14 protein-coding genes are annotated in these 14,622 nt (G+C 73.5%); 5 read left to right on the top strand and 9 right to left on the bottom strand.

Going from position 1 to position 14,622, the window contains the following annotated elements; all coding sequences use genetic code 11:
* Positions 1–116 precede the first annotated feature (116 nt).
* From ACFWEJ_RS10350 to ACFWEJ_RS10340, 3 genes are all read right to left on the bottom strand, one after another.
* Complete coding sequence (locus ACFWEJ_RS10350; RefSeq protein WP_377229120.1) at positions 117–1,049, bottom strand: MaoC family dehydratase; 933 nt, start codon at positions 1,047–1,049, stop codon at positions 117–119.
* 113 nt (positions 1,050–1,162) lie between these two features.
* Entirely contained in the window at positions 1,163–2,506 is a 1,344-nt protein-coding gene (locus ACFWEJ_RS10345) for a 3-oxoacyl-ACP reductase (protein WP_377229119.1), read from the bottom strand.
* A gap of 58 nt (positions 2,507–2,564) precedes the next feature.
* Positions 2,565–3,887: an acetyl-CoA C-acetyltransferase gene (locus ACFWEJ_RS10340; protein ID WP_377229118.1), complete on the bottom strand. Its 1,323-nt coding sequence runs from the start codon at positions 3,885–3,887 to the stop codon at positions 2,565–2,567.
* Between the two features lie 183 nt (positions 3,888–4,070).
* Between ACFWEJ_RS10340 and ACFWEJ_RS10335 the strand changes: the two genes are divergently transcribed.
* On the top strand, positions 4,071–4,802 hold the full coding sequence (locus ACFWEJ_RS10335) for a TetR/AcrR family transcriptional regulator (RefSeq protein ID WP_377229117.1): 732 nt from the start codon (positions 4,071–4,073) through the stop codon (positions 4,800–4,802).
* A 61-nt stretch (positions 4,803–4,863) separates the two neighbouring features.
* Positions 4,864–6,984: an acyl-CoA dehydrogenase gene (locus tag ACFWEJ_RS10330; RefSeq protein WP_377229116.1), complete on the top strand. Its 2,121-nt coding sequence runs from the start codon at positions 4,864–4,866 to the stop codon at positions 6,982–6,984.
* Positions 6,985–7,036: 52 nt separating this feature from the next.
* Here ACFWEJ_RS10330 and ACFWEJ_RS10325 read toward each other — a convergent pair whose 3' ends face one another.
* Together ACFWEJ_RS10325 and ACFWEJ_RS10320 are read right to left on the bottom strand one after the other, a co-directional pair.
* The gene (locus ACFWEJ_RS10325) at positions 7,037–7,276 is read right to left on the bottom strand and encodes a hypothetical protein (protein WP_377229115.1); all 240 of its coding nucleotides are present in this window, start codon (positions 7,274–7,276) and stop codon (positions 7,037–7,039) included.
* Positions 7,277–7,607: 331 nt separating this feature from the next.
* Complete coding sequence (locus ACFWEJ_RS10320; protein ID WP_377229114.1) at positions 7,608–8,477, bottom strand: DUF2599 domain-containing protein; 870 nt, start codon at positions 8,475–8,477, stop codon at positions 7,608–7,610.
* Between the two features lie 93 nt (positions 8,478–8,570).
* Here ACFWEJ_RS10320 and ACFWEJ_RS10315 point away from each other — a divergent pair, with 93 nt between their 5' ends.
* Positions 8,571–9,230: a hypothetical protein gene (locus ACFWEJ_RS10315; protein ID WP_377229113.1), complete on the top strand. Its 660-nt coding sequence runs from the start codon at positions 8,571–8,573 to the stop codon at positions 9,228–9,230.
* On the opposite strand, the gene ACFWEJ_RS10310 is transcribed toward ACFWEJ_RS10315, so the two are convergent.
* The 3 genes from ACFWEJ_RS10310 to ACFWEJ_RS10300 form a co-directional block, all read right to left on the bottom strand.
* Positions 9,196–10,428 carry a T6SS immunity protein Tdi1 domain-containing protein gene (locus ACFWEJ_RS10310; protein ID WP_377229112.1) on the bottom strand — a complete coding sequence of 411 codons (1,233 nt, stop codon included), beginning with the start codon at positions 10,426–10,428 and terminating at the stop codon, positions 9,196–9,198. The two genes, ACFWEJ_RS10315 and ACFWEJ_RS10310, sit on opposite strands and share 35 nt — an antisense overlap.
* A gap of 86 nt (positions 10,429–10,514) precedes the next feature.
* Entirely contained in the window at positions 10,515–11,165 is a 651-nt protein-coding gene (locus ACFWEJ_RS10305) for a response regulator (protein ID WP_377229111.1), read from the bottom strand.
* The gene (locus tag ACFWEJ_RS10300; RefSeq protein ID WP_377229110.1) at positions 11,162–12,265 is read right to left on the bottom strand and encodes a sensor histidine kinase; all 1,104 of its coding nucleotides are present in this window, start codon (positions 12,263–12,265) and stop codon (positions 11,162–11,164) included. The genes ACFWEJ_RS10305 and ACFWEJ_RS10300 overlap by 4 nt, the downstream gene beginning before the upstream one ends.
* Before the next feature lie 255 nt (positions 12,266–12,520).
* On the opposite strand from ACFWEJ_RS10300, the gene ACFWEJ_RS10295 reads away from it, so the two are divergent.
* Both ACFWEJ_RS10295 and ACFWEJ_RS10290 read left to right on the top strand, forming a co-directional pair.
* The gene (locus ACFWEJ_RS10295; RefSeq protein ID WP_377229109.1) at positions 12,521–13,084 is read left to right on the top strand and encodes a hypothetical protein; all 564 of its coding nucleotides are present in this window, start codon (positions 12,521–12,523) and stop codon (positions 13,082–13,084) included.
* Positions 13,081–13,584 (top strand): GNAT family N-acetyltransferase, encoded by a 504-nt coding sequence (locus ACFWEJ_RS10290; RefSeq protein WP_377229108.1) that lies wholly within the window; start codon positions 13,081–13,083, stop codon positions 13,582–13,584. The genes ACFWEJ_RS10295 and ACFWEJ_RS10290 overlap by 4 nt, the downstream gene beginning before the upstream one ends.
* On the opposite strand, the gene ACFWEJ_RS10285 is transcribed toward ACFWEJ_RS10290, so the two are convergent.
* Positions 13,585–14,502: an EamA family transporter gene (locus tag ACFWEJ_RS10285; protein ID WP_377229107.1), complete on the bottom strand. Its 918-nt coding sequence runs from the start codon at positions 14,500–14,502 to the stop codon at positions 13,585–13,587.
* Positions 14,503–14,622: the final 120 nt, after the last annotated feature.

The following is a 14,622-nucleotide window of genomic DNA, read 5'->3' as shown; positions in this document are numbered from 1 at the left end:
GCTTTGGACGGCGCCAAAGCGAAGAAACCCGGGCCTCAAAGGGGAGTCCGTTGAGCCGCACGACGTCGGAGCGACCTCGCGACGTCGGGCAGCCGTGGCCGCCCGCGCGCCGCTCGTCAGAGGGGCCGGATCGTGCCCCGGAAGTGGCGGGTGCCCTTGCCGGACCGCCAGCCGTCGTACACGAAGCCGTCGGCCGGCTCGTTCCCGCCCGCAGAGCCCCCAGAGCCCCCAGAGCCCGCCGGGGCGACGTCGGCCGCGTTCCGGATCGCGACGTCGACCGTGCTCGGCAGCAGCACCGGCCGGAAGAACTCGACCGTCCACTCGTACGCCTCGCCGCGCCGGGCGGGCCCGACCTCGGCCAGCGCCCGCGCCGCCGTGTACATCCCGTGCGCGATCGCCCGGGGGAAGCCGAACGCCTTGGCGCCCAGGCTCGACGTGTGGATCGGGTTCTGGTCGCCCGACACCGCGCCGTAGGCCCGCCCGGTTCCCGAGCCGAGCTTCCAGCGCGCCGTCGGCAGGGGCGCCGTCCACTCCTCGCGCGGGGACTCGTCGGCCGGGGCCGCGCCGTCGGGGGCCGTGAAGCCCTTGGCGAGGTAGGTCGAGACGCCCTGGTAGGCGAGGACGCCGTCCACCAGCACCTCCGCCACCAGGTCCACCTGGACGCCCCGGCGGTGCGCCCGGGCGTCCTGCGCCCACGCCCGCACCTCGACCGTCTCTCCCAGCCGCACCGGGCGGAGCACCCGGGCCACGTTCCGCAGGTGCACCATGCCGAGCAGCGGCAGCGGGAAGTCGCCGCGCACCATCACGGCCGTGGCCAGCGGGAACGCCAGTACGTGCAGGAACCCGGCGGGCAGCACGTCCGACGACAGCTCCCCCAGCAGCTCCTGGTACGCCGCCAGGTGCGCCGCCTCGCCCGTGGTGTCCACCCGGGCGACGCGGTACGCCACCTCGGGCAGCCGGACCTCACCCCTGGGGCGCTTGCCGGGCGACCCGGCGACGCCCTTCGTGAAGAGCCCGCCCAGCCGGGGCAGCGCGGGCAGCTCGGTCACGCCGTACGACGCCGGCGGCTCTGCCGTTGGTGCGCCTCCGCGACGCTCCGTTCCGGGCGAGTGCCTCGTTCCTCGGCCCTCACGCTCCACTGCGCTCTGCATTCGGCGCACAGTCACTTGCCCACCATGTGCTGACCGCACACCCGGAGCGTCTGCCCGTTGATGCCGGACGCCGGCTCGGACGCGAGGAAGGAGATCGCCTCCGCGATGTCGACCGGCAGGCCGCCCTGCCCCAGCGACGGCATCCGGCGCGCCACGGTGCGGGTGAGGGCGGGGACCTTCGCGGTCATCTCGGTCTCGATCCAGCCCGGCGCGACGGCGTTCGTCGTGCCGCCGGTCGCCGCGAGCACCGGAGCGCCCGCGGCGGCGTTCGCGATGACGCCGGCCTTGGTGTAGCCGTAGTTGGTCTGCCCGCGGTTGCCGGCCAGACCGGTGGTCGAGGCCAGCGAGACGATCCGCAGGCCCTCGACGCCGGCCGCGAGCAGGCGCTCGTTGATCTGGAGCTGCGCCGTGAGGTTCACGGCGATGACCGGGTCCCACTTGTCCGCCGTCATGTTGGCGAGCAGCTTGTCGCGGGTGATCCCGGCGTTGTGGACCAGGATGTCCAGTCCGCCGAGCGGCTTGGTGGCGGCCAGGATCTTGTCGGCCGCGTCGTCGGCGGTGATGTCGAGCTGGAGCGCGACGCCGCCGATCTCGTTCGCGACGGCCGCGAGCGACTCCCCGGCGGGCGGCACGTCGATGACGACCACCCTGGCGCCGTCCCGGGCCATCGTCCGGGCGATCGCCGCGCCGATGCCGCGCGCGGCGCCGGTGACGACGGCCACCTTGCCGGCCAGCGGCTGCTCCCAGTCGACCGGGCCGGCGGCGTCGGACGGCCCGACGGGCAGGAGCTGCCCGTCCACGTAGGCCGACCTGGCGGACAGGAAGAAGCGCAGCGTGGCCACGGCCGACGCGGAGTCGACACCCGCACCGCCCGTGAGCTGGATGCCGTTGGCCGTGGACCCGCCGCGCAGCTCCTTGCCGAGCGAACGGACCAGGCCCTCGACGCCGCCACGGGTCGCGGCCAGGACCGGCGCGTCGCCCTCGGCCACGGCGCGGGAGATGCTCACGACCCGGCCGTTGCCCGCCAGACGCCGCAGCGTGCCGGCGACGGTGAGCACGGGGGCCGACACGGCCGCCGGGGTCTCGGCACCGGTCAGCACCAGCACGACGGCGCCGAACCGCTCGCCGTCGGCGCTCTCCGGGCTGCGGCGCACGTCGACGTCCCAGCCGGACAGGACCTTGGCCACGGCGTCGGCGTCGGCGGCCGAGGCGTCGTCGGACACGACCAGGACCGGGCCCACGGTGAGCGGGCTACCGGGCCGGTAGCGCCGGAGGATGGCCGGCTGGGGCAGGCCCAGCTTCTTGAAGACGGGCTTGAGCGTCCCGTTGGCCAGGTTGAGATAGCTGTCGGTCACGATGTCCTCTTCGTTGCGGGGCGGTACGGGCGGGCTCGGGGGTGCGCTGCCGCCCGGTTCAGACGGACTCGACCAGGGCGACCGCGCCCAGACCGCCGGCGGCGCAGACCGAGATCAGAGCCCGTGCGGGCTGCCCGGTCTCCTTGGCCTTCGCGGAGACCAGCTTGGCGGCGGTCGCGATGATGCGGCCACCGGTCGCGGCGAACGGGTGACCCGCCGCGAGCGAGGAGCCGTTCACGTTGAGCCGGCTGCGGTCCACCTTGCCGAACGCGCCGTCGAGCCCGAGCTCCGTACGGCAGTATTCCTCGTCCTCCCACGCGGCCAGCGTGGTCAGCACCGTGGAGGCGAACGCCTCGTGGATCTCGAAGAAGTCGATGTCGTCCAGGGTGAGGCCGTTCCGGGCCAGCAGGCGCGGGACCGCCGCCACCGGGGCCATGAGCAGACCCTCGTGGCCGTGCACGAAGTCGACGGCCGCCGTCTCGGCGTCCACGAACTTGGCGAGGATCGGCAGCTCGCGCTCCTCCGCCCACTCGCGGGACGCGAAGAGGACGGCGGACGCGCCGTCGGTCAGCGGCGTGGAGTTGCCCGCGGTCATGGTGGCCGCGTCCTCGAGCTTCGCGCCGAACACGGGCTTGAGCTTGGCGAGCTTCTCGAGCGACGTGTCGGGGCGCAGGTTGTCGTCCCGGGTCAGGCCCTTGAACGGCGTGACCAGGTCGTCGAAGAAGCCGGCCTCCCAGGCGCGGGCGAGGTTCTGGTGCGAGTTGTACGCGATCTCGTCCTGCGCCTCGCGGGAGATGCCCCACTTCGCCGTGGTGATCGCCTGGTGCTCGCCCATCGAGAGGTGGGTGCGCGGCTCGCCGGTGCTCGGGGTGGCGGGGGCCAGGTCCTTGGGGCGGATCTGGAGCAGCGCCTTGACCTTGGCCCCGGTGGTCTTGGCGTGGTTCGCGTCCAGGAGCGCGGCGCGCAGCCGGTCGCTGACCACGATCGGCGCGTCCGAGACGGTGTCTGTGCCGCCGGCGATCGCGGACTCGATCTGGCCGAGCTTGATCTTGTTCGTCACCGCGATGGCGGCCTCGAGGCCGGTGGCGCACGCCTGCTGCACGTCGTAGGCGGGGGTGGTGGGCGACAGGGAGGAACCCAGCACGCTCTCGCGGATGAGGTTGAAGTTCTTGCTGTGCTTCAGCACGGCGCCGCCGACGACCTCGCCCAGGCGCTCGCCCTGCAGGCCGAAGCGGGCGACGAGCCCCTCCAGCGCCGCGGTGAACATGTCCTGGTTGCTGGTCCGCACGTACTTCTTGCCGGCGCGGGAGAACGGGATGCGGTTGCCGCCGATGATCACGGCTTCGCGCGTGGACGGGACGGGGGCGGGGGTAGTGGACACGTCGCTGTTCCTTCTCACTTCATCGTCGGGCAGAGGCTTCGTTGGGTCGAGCCTTGTCGAGACCAGGCCGGGCCGCGACCCGGTTCGCCCCGGGTGGTGCCCAGGACTCACAGTACCTGATACTCTCAGTCTCGTGAGACGAATCACAAGACCTCTAGCGAGTCAAGGTGGGGAGGCGGACCGATGAGCATCGGAGTCGACGGTCGTTCGACCCGCTGGGACGACCACCGCACGGCCCGTCGGGCAGAGCTCGTCCGCGCCGCGCGCAAGGCCGTGCACCGCCTGGGGCCCGCGGTCTCGATGGACGAGATCGCCGCCGCCGCGGGTACGTCCAAGTCGATCGTCTACCGGTACTTCGACGACAAGGCGGGCCTGCGGCTCGCCGTCGCCGAGACGGTGGTCATGCAGATGCACGACGCGCTGCGCGCCGCCGCGCAGCAGGCCGACAACCCGGAGATGGCGCTGCGCGAGATGGTGCGCGTCTACCTCGAGATGATCGAGAGCTCCCCCAACGTCTACTGGTTCGTCACCCGGACCGCCATCGGCGGCAACGAGCCCGCGCCCGTCGAGAGCGGACGCCGCGGCCGTCGCGCCCCGGCGCCCGCCGACGACGCGGGCGTGCCGAGCACCCCCGCCGACCTGCACCCGCTCGGCGCCTACCTCGACTCGGTGATCGAGCTCGTCGCGGAGCCGTTCGCGCGGGCCACCGACGTACCCCCGGCGGACGCCGCGGCCTGGGCCGCGGGCGCCGTCGGCTTCGTGCGCGGCTCCGGCGAGTGGTGGCTCGGCCACCGCACCGTCGAGTCGACGCCGCTGACCCGTGAGCAGCTCACCGAACGGGTGACCCTCTGGCTCTGGACCGGGCCCGTGGGCGTGCTGCACAACCGCCCCGGCGCCGCACCGGCGACCGCCTGATCCCGACCCACCCTCCCGACATCCAGAACCTGGCCCCCTGGCCGAACACCGAGGAGAACCGATGACGACCACCTCCGAGCCCGTGACCACCACCGCGGCGGCGCCACAGGCCGTGGCGCCCCAGCCCGAGGCGGCCCGTCCGGCGTCGGGCACCCGCGTGGACGTGCCTGCCCTGGAGCAGATGCTGCTGGGCCGCTGGCCCGAGGAACGGTCCGAGGCCCGGCGGATGGTGGCCGCGCACCCCGAGCTCTGGAAGCAGGAGGGGATCACCAAGGAGGAGCACCGGGAGATCACGCTCGCCCAGATGAAGCAGATGGTGCCGTACGGCCAGGTGCTGCGGGCCTTCCCGGAGCGCCTCGGCGGTCGTGAGCAGGCCGGCGGCAACCTGGTGGGCTTCGAGGAGCTCGTCGCGGCCGACCCGTCGCTGCAGATCAAGGCGGGCGTGCAGTGGGGACTCTTCGCCTCCGCGATCAACCACCTCGGCACCGAGGAGCAGAAGGACCGCCTGCTCCCCGGGGCGATGGACCTGAGCGTCCCGGGTGCGTTCGCGATGACCGAGACGGGCCACGGCTCCGACGTCGCCGCGATCGGCACCACCGCGACGTACGACCCGGAGACCGAGGAGTTCGTGATCAACACCCCGTTCCGCGGGGCGTGGAAGCAGTACCTCGGCAACGCGGCGAAGCACGGCGTGGCCGCGACGGTGTTCGCGCAGCTGATCACCAACGGCGTGGACCACGGCGTGCACTGCTTCTACGTGCCGATCCGGGACCCGCAGACCATGGAGTTCCTGCCCGGTGTCGGCGGCGAGGACGACGGCCAGAAGGGCGGCCTCAACGGCATCGACAACGGCAAGCTGCACTTCACGGACGTGCGGGTGCCGCGCCGCGACCTCCTGGCCCGGTACGGCCAGGTCGCCGCGGACGGCACCTACACCTCCTCGATCGACAGCCCCGGCCGCCGCTTCTTCACGATGCTCGGCGCCCTCGTGCAGGGTCGCGTCTCGCTCGACGGCGCGGCGATCACCGCGGCGAAGATCGGCCTCGCGATCGCCACGAAGTACGCCGAGCAGCGCCGCCAGTTCTCGCCCGCGACCGGCGCCGACGAGCTGACGCTGCTGGACTACGCGACGCACCGTCGTCGGCTCTTCCCCCGCATCGCCGAGGCGTACGCGATGCACTTCGCGCACGACGAGCTGCTCGACCTGTTCGACGACGTGTTCTCGGGCCGCGAGGACACCCCCGCCAAGCGCGAGGACCTGGAGACGACGGCGGCGGCGCTCAAGGCGACGTCCACCTGGTACTCCCTCGACACGCTGCAGGAGTGCCGCGAGGCCTGCGGCGGCGCCGGCTTCCTCTCCGAGAACCGGTTCACCGGGCTGCGCGCGGACCTCGACATCTACGCCACCTTCGAGGGCGACAACCACGTGCTGCTGCAGCTCGCGGCCAAGCGCCTCGTGGGGGACTACGGCAAGAAGATGGCCCGGGCCGCGAAGTCCCCGGCGGGCATGGCGGGCATCGTCGCCGGGCAGGCGCGGGACGCGGTGCTGCACAAGACCCCGCTGCGCCGGCTGGGCCAGTCGGTGGCCGACGGCGGCGGCGCGCGCTCCGCGGGCCGCCTGCTCGACGCCGAGGTGCAGCGCGGCCTGATCGCCGGCCGCTACGAGGGCATGGTCGCGGCCACCGCGATGGGCATGCGCCCCGCGCTCAAGGCCGACCCGGTCAAGGCGCAGGAGATCTTCGACGACAACCAGGTCGGCCTCATCGGGTCCGCCGCCGCGTGGGCCGAGCTCGTCCGCTGGGACGCGTTCACGAAGGCCATCGGCACGGTGTCCGACCCCGGTAACCGCAAGGTGCTGACCCTGCTGCGCGACATCTACGGGCTCACCACGATCGAGCGGCACCTCGACTGGCACCTGACCAACGGCCGCATCTCGACGGGGCGCGCCAAGGCCGTCACGGCGACGATCGACCGCCTGCTCAAGGCGCTGCGCCCGCACGTGCTCGACGTCATCGACGCCTGGGGCTTCTCGCAGGAGCACCTGCGCGCGCCGATCGCCGACGGCTCCGAGAAGGTGCGCCAGGACGAGGCACGCGCGTACTACCGCGAGCTGCGCGCGAGCGGCACGGCGCCGATCAGCGAGAAGGAGCTGCGCAAGCAGCAGGCCAAGCAGGCGCGCTAGGGCCGGGACCGCCTCGCCGAGCTATGCCGGCGAGGCGGTCACGACCAGCGGGTCACGCGGCGTCCGGCACCGCGGCCACGACCGGCACCGGGAGCTGCTGCACCGGGACCGGCTCGGCCTCGGCGTCGGGCTCCTCGGTGTCGACGGGGCGCGCGAGCGGGCCGCCGAGGGTGATCGGGCCGTCCGTCGCGGGCGCCGGTTCGGGTATCGCGCGTACCACGACGAAAGTGCCCGCCAGCCCCAGGAGGGCGGCGAGCACCGCGAGCGGTACGAGCTGATAAGCGAGTGTCATTCCGAGCAGCGTGCCGACGCCTACCGCGACGGACGATCCGAGAACGAGTACGCGGGTCATCTGGAGCCTCCCTGCCAAGGTGTCTCCGAGGAGAAATTGCCTGACCCCAGGGGGGAACTCTGCGGTGCCGCACTCCGGAAGATGCCCCTCGGGCGTCTGGGGGCGCACGAAGAGCATGAACTGGGGCCCGGCCGAGCTGGGGCTCATCAGATTGTTTGTGGCGACCTGCCTCGCCGCCTTTTCCAGGAAACCCCAACCTGCGCGGCTCCGCACCCCGAACAGCCCCGCTCCTGGTCACGACTGGGTCACGGCCGCGTACGGGCCGCTCCGCTCACACCGGGTTGCAGTGCGCGGTGGCGGTGAGGATCAGGCCGACGTCGGGCCGCCACGGCTCCAGGTTCCACGTCTCCTTGTCCATGGCGCCCACGGCGTGGCACACGAGCTGGTGCTCCATCGTGTCGCTGTCCGCCTCCGGCTCGGCGGCCACGAGCTGGGTGCGGATCAGGTCCAGGCCGGCCTCTCCCGCGCTCCGGGCCCAGTCCGCCGGGTCGACGGCGAGGGACCGCCCGCCCTCGTTCTCGCCCCAGGTGGTGCTCTCGATCGACTCGGTGCCGACCACGAACGTGACCGTTACCGGCTCGGTGCGCGCCGGCTGCCCGTCGCTCCCGGAGGTCGCCGAACGGTCGTCGATCCGGAGCCTGGCCTGGGTCGCGTCGATGTCGGTGACCTCGATGCGCGGTGCGTCCTCGGCGTCGGACGGTGGTTCCGGCGGGGCGATCGCCGCGACGGGCGTGCCGTTGCCGTCGAGCACGGAGATGCTCCCGTCGGTGTCGACGTCGAGCGCGCCGGGCGAGGTCAGGGAGAGCCGGGCGGAGCCCTCGGGGCCGAGGGAGAGCGTGACCGTCCGCGTGCCCGGCCCGAGCTCGTCCTCCCGCACCTCGGCCGCCCTCCGCGAGCTGACCTCCAGGACGACGTCGCCGACGGTGACGGTGCTGGTCTGCGCCTTCGGCTTGGTGCCGCCTTGCTCGGACGACGGCGTCGACGTGGGTGTCGGTGTCGGCTGCGATGCTGTCGCGGTCGGGTCACCGGCTCCGTCCGATCCCTGGGCGCGCTCGATCAGGCTGCACCCGCCCACGGCGAGGACGGTCGCGAGCGCGGCGCACGCGGCAAGGGGAGAGGCGACGGCCCGGCGGATCTGCACGTCCCCATTGTGCGGGGTGCCGGCTGTGCCCGAGGTGGGCCCGGCTCGGCGTGCCGGGTGGCGCGCCTCGACCTCACCCCCTACAGTTAGAACATGCGTTCGAACAATGTGCTGGTGACTCGCGGTCCGGCCGACGTGCCGGACCAGTCTCCGCGTGGTGCGTCCGCACCGCGCGAGTCGGGGTTCGCGAGCGGTTTCGCGAACCTTTCGGAGGCGGTCGACGCCCTGGCGGCGATCGACTCCCTGCTCTCCTCGCTCGCGGCCTCGCGCGCCGTGCTGATGGAGTCGGTCCGGGAGTGGGTGGCCGACCAGCCCGACCTGTTCGACGCCCCCGAGGTCGAGGCGGACGATCTCGCAGGCCTGGCGCCCGAGCTCGTCGAGCGGCTGGCCACTGCGCTCCGGGTGCCGCAGAGCTCGGCGGTCGCGCTCATCGAGGAGTCCCGGGCGCTGGTGCACGAGCACCCGCGGACGCTCGCCGCGCTGCGCGGGGGGCACATCACGCACGCGCACGCGCAGACGATCCTCGGGTACACGGACGGGCTGCGGCGGGGCAACCGGGTGGCGCTGGAGACCCGCCTGCTCAAGCACGCGCGCACCACGACGCCCGGTGAGCTGAGCCTGGTGGCGCGTGCCGAGCGTGAGCGGCGGCTGCGTCCGGTGCGGAGGGCCGAGCCACAGGTCGTGGCACCCGCCGAGCACCGGTCCCGGCGTCAGCGGGTCAGCGCCGTCCCCACAGGTCGTCCCACGCCGTGAAGGCCTCGTCGGTGTGCCGGTTCTGCTGCTGGCCACCGGCGGGTGCCTGGCCGCCCCAGGCCGGGGTGTCCCACACCGGCGCGGCCTGCCCCGGCTGTTCCGGACCGCCGCCCGGACCGCCGCCCTGAGCATCGGCCTGACCGGCGCCCTGCGCTGTGTCGTACGCGGCCCAGTGCTGCTGCTGGTCGTACGGCGCGCCCGGCTGCTCGCCGGACGTGCTCGTGCCGTACCCGGCGGCGGCCGGGTAGCCCTGGTCGTACGGGGCGTCGTAGCCGCCGGGCGGCGTCGCCGGCTGTGCGGGCTGGTGCGGTTCCGCCCAGGGCTGTGCCGACTCCGTCTGCCCGGTCCACAGGGGCGCGGCCTGGTACTCCTGCGACCACGGCCGGTCCAGGGCGCTGGGCGTCTGGTACGGCTGGGCACCGTCGTCCCGGGGGCTGCCGTGCCGGCCGCCGTAGGTGGGCTCGGCGCGGTCCGGTGAGTCGTATGCCCGGCCGCCGAAACCCTGGTCGCCGAAGCTCCGGTCGCCGAAGGCCTCCGCGGCTTGGGGCGTCTGGCCGAACGCGTCCTCCCGCCCGGACGACGGCGGGAGCGACGGGTAGCCGTCGTCGTTCCGTCGCGGCGCCGAGACCGCGGCGAACGTGGTGGTGGCCAGGTACTGCTCGAACGGGACGTCGAAGGTCTCGTCGTGCGACCACGACGAGTCCCACGGCTGTGCGGCCGGGGCCGGAGCGGCCCGCCGGCCGTCGTCAGGCATCGGGGGCAGGCGGATCTCGCCCGAGCTGTGCCGTACGCGGTCGTGCATCTGCCCCACCCAGTTCAGGGCGAGCTCGAAGCGCATGGTGCCGAGGCCGTCCACGCCCAGCTCACCGCCGAGCGCGGGGTGCGGGTTGAACGTGTAGACGTCCTCCTCGCTCAGCCGGATGCCGCGGCTGCGGGCGTCGCGGACCAGGTCGTCCATGAGGTACGTGGCGCGCCCGTCGGCCGACTCCAGCTCCGCGTACATGGTCACGGCGGAGTTCCAGCGCAGCTCGAGCGTGCCCTCGACCGTGTCCAGGAACCACCACCCGTCCAGCGACTCCAGGAAGATGTCGCCGAAGCAGGTGGCGAAGCGCGGGGTCTGTTCGCGGATCCCCATCCAGTGCCACGAGGCCAGCCCGAACTCGAAGGCAACCTTCGGGAAAGTCCGGAGCAGCTTCATGTCCGAATGAAACCACTTTCGGGTAAACGTCGGGAACCCCTACGTGACATCTTTGTTTCACCCTTAACGGGACGGGTCCGAGCCGGTCACGCCAGGCCCGACTGATAGGCGAACACCACGAGCTGGGCCCGGTCGCGCGCCGAGAGCTTGATCATCGCGCGCGACACGTGCGTGCGGGCGGTGGCCGGGCTGAGCACCAGCTCCTCGGCGATCTCGTGGTTGCTCATCCCCTGCGCCACGAGGCCCACCACCTCACGCTCGCGTTCCGTGAGGTCACCGATCCGCGGGTGCGGTTCCAGGGCGCGCGGCGACGCCGCGGTGAACTCCCGGATGAGGGTCCGGGTGGCCGACGGCGCGAGGAGCGCCCCGCCGTCGTGCACCGTGCGGATCGCGGTGACGAGCTCCGCCGGGGGCGTGTTCTTGAGCAGGAACCCGCTCGCCCCGGCACGCAGCCCGTCGACGACGTACTGGTCGTGCTCGAACGTCGTCAGCACCACGACGCGCGTCGCGGCCAGGTCGGGGTCCTCGGCGATGCGCCGCGTCGCCTCGATGCCGTCGATGCCGGGCATCCGGATGTCCATCAGCACCACGTCCGGCCGCAGGCGCCGGGCCTCGGCCACGGCGGCGATGCCGTCGGCCGCCTCGCCCGCGACCGTCGTGTCCGCCTCGCCCGCGATGAGTGCGCGCAGGCCCATGCGGACCAGGTCCTGGTCGTCCACGAGCAGCACCGAGATCATGCGACACCTCCCGCGGGCAGCGCGGCCCGCACCTCGAACGACTCGTCGACGGGACCGGCGTCGAGCCGCCCGCCCAGGGACTCGACTCGGTGCCGCATCCCGGTGATGCCGAACCCGGCGACGAACGCGGCCCCGGACGGGCGCGGGTTGCGCACCGCCAGCCGGACGGCGTCCGGCTCGTACGCGACCTCGACCCGCGCGGCCGCGCCGGCGCCGTGCTTGACCACGTTGGTCAGCGACTCCTGGAGCACCCGGTAGGCGGCGAGGTCCACGGCGTCGGGCAGGGTCCTGGGCGTGCCGGTGACCGAGAGGTCCACCGCGACGCCCGCCGACCGGACCCGCTGCGCGAGCACCTCCAGGTTGGCGAGCCCCGCGGTCGGCGCGCGCTCGGGGCCGGCGCCGGAGCCGGGCCGGATGACCGCCAGGGTGGTGCGGAGCTCGGTCAGCGCCTCGTTCGCGGCCCGCGAGATCGCCCCAAGGGCGGCGGTCGCGTCGTCGGGCCGGCCCAGGTGGAGCGCGATGTCGGCCTGCATCTGGATGGCGGCCAGCCCGTGCCCCACCACGTCGTGCACCTCGTGCGCGAGCCGCAGCCGCTCGTCGTCACGGGCCTGCTGCTCCTCGGCGGCGCGCTGCGTCGACCGGGCCTCGTCCCACGTGCGCCGCGCGACGCCGATGCTGAACGGCACCGCGACGAAGGCGCTCGCGGGCACGAGCCCGGCGGGGACGCCCAGCCCGGCGGGGTGCGTGAAGACGGGGATCACGAGGAGCGCGAGCGTCCCCGCCGCCCAGACCAGGGCGGGGCGGAGCGGGCGCCGTCGGGCCAGGGAGTAGACCGCCACCGCCAGGCACACCATCACCGGGCCGTACGGGAAGGCGAGCAGCAGGTAACCGACCGTCGCCGCCGTGACGACGCACAGCGTGGGCACGGGCCAGCGCGTGCGGAAGAGCGTCCCGGCCGCCGCGGCCACCGCCAGGGTGTAGCCGAGCGCGTCGACGGGCCGGTCCACCGCGGACGAGCCGTCCAGGAACGGCAGGCTCACGAGCACGAGCGCCGTCAGTGCCGCGCTCACGCCCACGTCCTCCAGGCGCAGCTTTCCCATGCCCACCTCCGGCCCTTCTGTGTCCGACAGCCCCACTGTGTCCGACGCCGGGCACCGCGTCACCCCCTACCGGTCGTAGCCCGGCGTACGTCGCGGGGCGTAGGCCGGGCGGTCCGACGACGCCGCAGGGCGCAGCCCGGGTGCCGCCCCACGGCAGATCCGTCGTTCGCCCCGGCCCGGGACGCTGGGCACGTGGGCGCCGACCGGGTGCCCAGCGGAAGGGACGGGATCATGAGTCGCAGGGGATCGGCACGCATGACACTGCCGCCGCGCGTGCGCAAGGCCGTGCTCACCGTGCACATCGTGTCCGCGGGCGCGTGGATCGGCGTCGACGTGCTCGTCGCGGTGCTCGCGGGGATCGGGCTCGGCGGCGGCTCGGCCGCCGTCCGCGGGCTGGCCCTGCGCGCCCTCGCGGAGTTCGTGGTGACGCCCATGCTGGTCTCGGCCCTGGTCTGCCTCGCCTCCGGCGTGCTCCTCGGCCTCGCGACCAAGTGGGGGCTGGTGCGCTACTGGTGGGTGGCGGTCAAGCTCGTGACGAACCTGGTGCTGTGCACCCTGATCCTCGTGGTCCTGCGGCCCGGCATGGCCGACGTCGGCGCGGCCGGCGGCGCCATCGAGGCCGGTGGGGTCCCGGCCACGGACATCTCGTTCCTCGTCTTCCCGCCCACGGTGTCGCTCACGGCGCTCGCGGTGGCCACCGTGCTGTCCGTGTACAAGCCCTGGGGCCGGGTGGGCGGGCGCGGGCGGCGTCCGGCAGGCGGGCGCGCACGGCGCGTGCCTACCGGAGTGTCAGAGGGACGGCCTACCGTTTCCGCATGAGCATCGAGGTACGGGACGCGGATCCCGCGGAGTACGAGGCCGTCGGAAAGATCGTCGCGGCGGCGTTCGCAGCGGACGGGCAGCTCGAGGCCCCGGACTCCGTCTTCTACCGGAACGTCCTGCACGACGTCGCCGGCCGGGCGGCGGCGTCCGACGTCATCGTCGCCCTCGACGACGGCGTGGTGATCGGCGCGGTGACGTACGTGCCGCGTGGTGGCCCCATGGCCGACATCGCGCGGGACGGCGAGGCGGAGATCCGTATGCTCGGCGTCGCGCCGGACGCGCAGGGCCGGGGCGCCGGGAGCGCGTTGATGGGGGAGTGCCTCGCCCGGGCCGCGGGCGGCCGCGACGCCGGGACGCGGCGCGTCGTGCTCTCCACCAACACCGTCGCCCACGGCTCGCACCGGCTCTACGAGCGCCTCGGCTTCGTGCGCGACCCCGAGCGGGACTGGACGCCGGTGCCCGGCGTGGACCTGCTCTGCTACACGCTCGACCTGTAGCTAGGCCGCGCCGGGCCGCCACCGGTCCGGCCACCGCAGCAGCCCCGACGTGATCGCCACCCCGAGCAGGAGCAGCACCCCGCCGCCGACCTCGGCCGTGTTCGGCACCTCGCCCTGCGCCAGCCAGGCCGCGGTCATGCCGAACACCGGCACGAGCATGGTGAACGGCACCACCGCGCTCGCCCGGTGCCGCGCCAGCAGGGTGTTCCAGACGCCGTAGCCCACCAGGCTCGCGAGCCACGCCGTGTAGAGGGTGGACAGCACGGCGGCCCAGGTCGGGTGCGTCAGCGAGTATCCGACGGCGGCCGGCCCGTCCAGCACCAGCGAGAGTGCGAACATCGGCACGGGGACCACCAGCGCCGACCACACCGTCATGGACAGGCCGGCCAGCGGCGTCGGCCGGGCGCCGGTCGCCTGCGTCACCGATCCCAGCCGCCGGACGATCACGTTCCCCGTGGCCCACGATGCCGCGGCCGCGAGCGTGAGCAGGAACGCGACACCCGGCGTCGCGGCCGACCGGCCGAGCCCCACGATGACCAGCCCCACCGCGCCGAGCAGCACGCCCACGAGCTGCGGCGGCGTCGGGCGCTCGCGGAGGGCGACGCTCGCGAACAGGACCGTGAGGACCACCTGCGCCTGGAGCACGAGCGAGGCGAGGCCGGGCGGCATGCCGAGCCAGATCGCGGTGTACATGAGCGCGAACTGGCCGAGGCTGAGGAAGAGCCCCACGACCAGCACGTCCTTCAGGGGCACCGCGGGCCGGGGGACCAGGAAGATCGCGGGGACCAGCACCACCACGAAGCGGATCGCGAGGAAGAGCACCGGCGGCACGTCGTCGACGCCGATGTCGATCGCGAGGAAGTTGGTGCCCCAGATGATCATGACGAGCACGGCGAGGAGCGAGTGGCGCAGGGGCATGGCGTCATCGTCGGCCGCCCCGACCCGGTGCGTCCATCGCGTATCACTGGCCGACTGTTCAGCGGGGCTGAACGGTGGCCGGGCCGTGACTACGTACTTTCACGATCTTGTTCCACGGAG

Origin of the sequence: Promicromonospora sp. NPDC060204 (genome assembly GCF_042728455.1) — a bacterium.
In the GTDB taxonomy this organism is placed as follows: Bacteria; Actinomycetota; Actinomycetes; order Actinomycetales; family Cellulomonadaceae; genus Promicromonospora.
The sequence above is the reverse complement of the archived record's forward strand: the minus strand, read 5'-3'. Positions and strand labels throughout refer to the sequence as shown.

Excerpts from the sequence above, each read along its gene's own strand:
- ACFWEJ_RS10285 (WP_377229107.1), bottom strand. The coding sequence starts at position 14,502 with ATGCCCCTGCGCCACTCGCTCCTCGCCGTGCTCGTCATGATCATCTGG.
- ACFWEJ_RS10335 (WP_377229117.1), top strand. The coding sequence starts at position 4,071 with ATGAGCATCGGAGTCGACGGTCGTTCGACCCGCTGGGACGACCACCGC.
- ACFWEJ_RS10330 (WP_377229116.1), top strand. The coding sequence starts at position 4,864 with ATGACGACCACCTCCGAGCCCGTGACCACCACCGCGGCGGCGCCACAG.
- ACFWEJ_RS10315 (WP_377229113.1), top strand. The coding sequence starts at position 8,571 with ATGCGTTCGAACAATGTGCTGGTGACTCGCGGTCCGGCCGACGTGCCG.
- ACFWEJ_RS10300 (WP_377229110.1), bottom strand. The coding sequence starts at position 12,265 with ATGGGAAAGCTGCGCCTGGAGGACGTGGGCGTGAGCGCGGCACTGACG.
- ACFWEJ_RS10325 (WP_377229115.1), bottom strand. The coding sequence starts at position 7,276 with ATGACACTCGCTTATCAGCTCGTACCGCTCGCGGTGCTCGCCGCCCTC.
- ACFWEJ_RS10290 (WP_377229108.1), top strand. The coding sequence starts at position 13,081 with ATGAGCATCGAGGTACGGGACGCGGATCCCGCGGAGTACGAGGCCGTC.
- ACFWEJ_RS10305 (WP_377229111.1), bottom strand. The coding sequence starts at position 11,165 with ATGATCTCGGTGCTGCTCGTGGACGACCAGGACCTGGTCCGCATGGGC.
- ACFWEJ_RS10310 (WP_377229112.1), bottom strand. The coding sequence starts at position 10,428 with ATGAAGCTGCTCCGGACTTTCCCGAAGGTTGCCTTCGAGTTCGGGCTG.
- ACFWEJ_RS10295 (WP_377229109.1), top strand. The coding sequence starts at position 12,521 with ATGACACTGCCGCCGCGCGTGCGCAAGGCCGTGCTCACCGTGCACATC.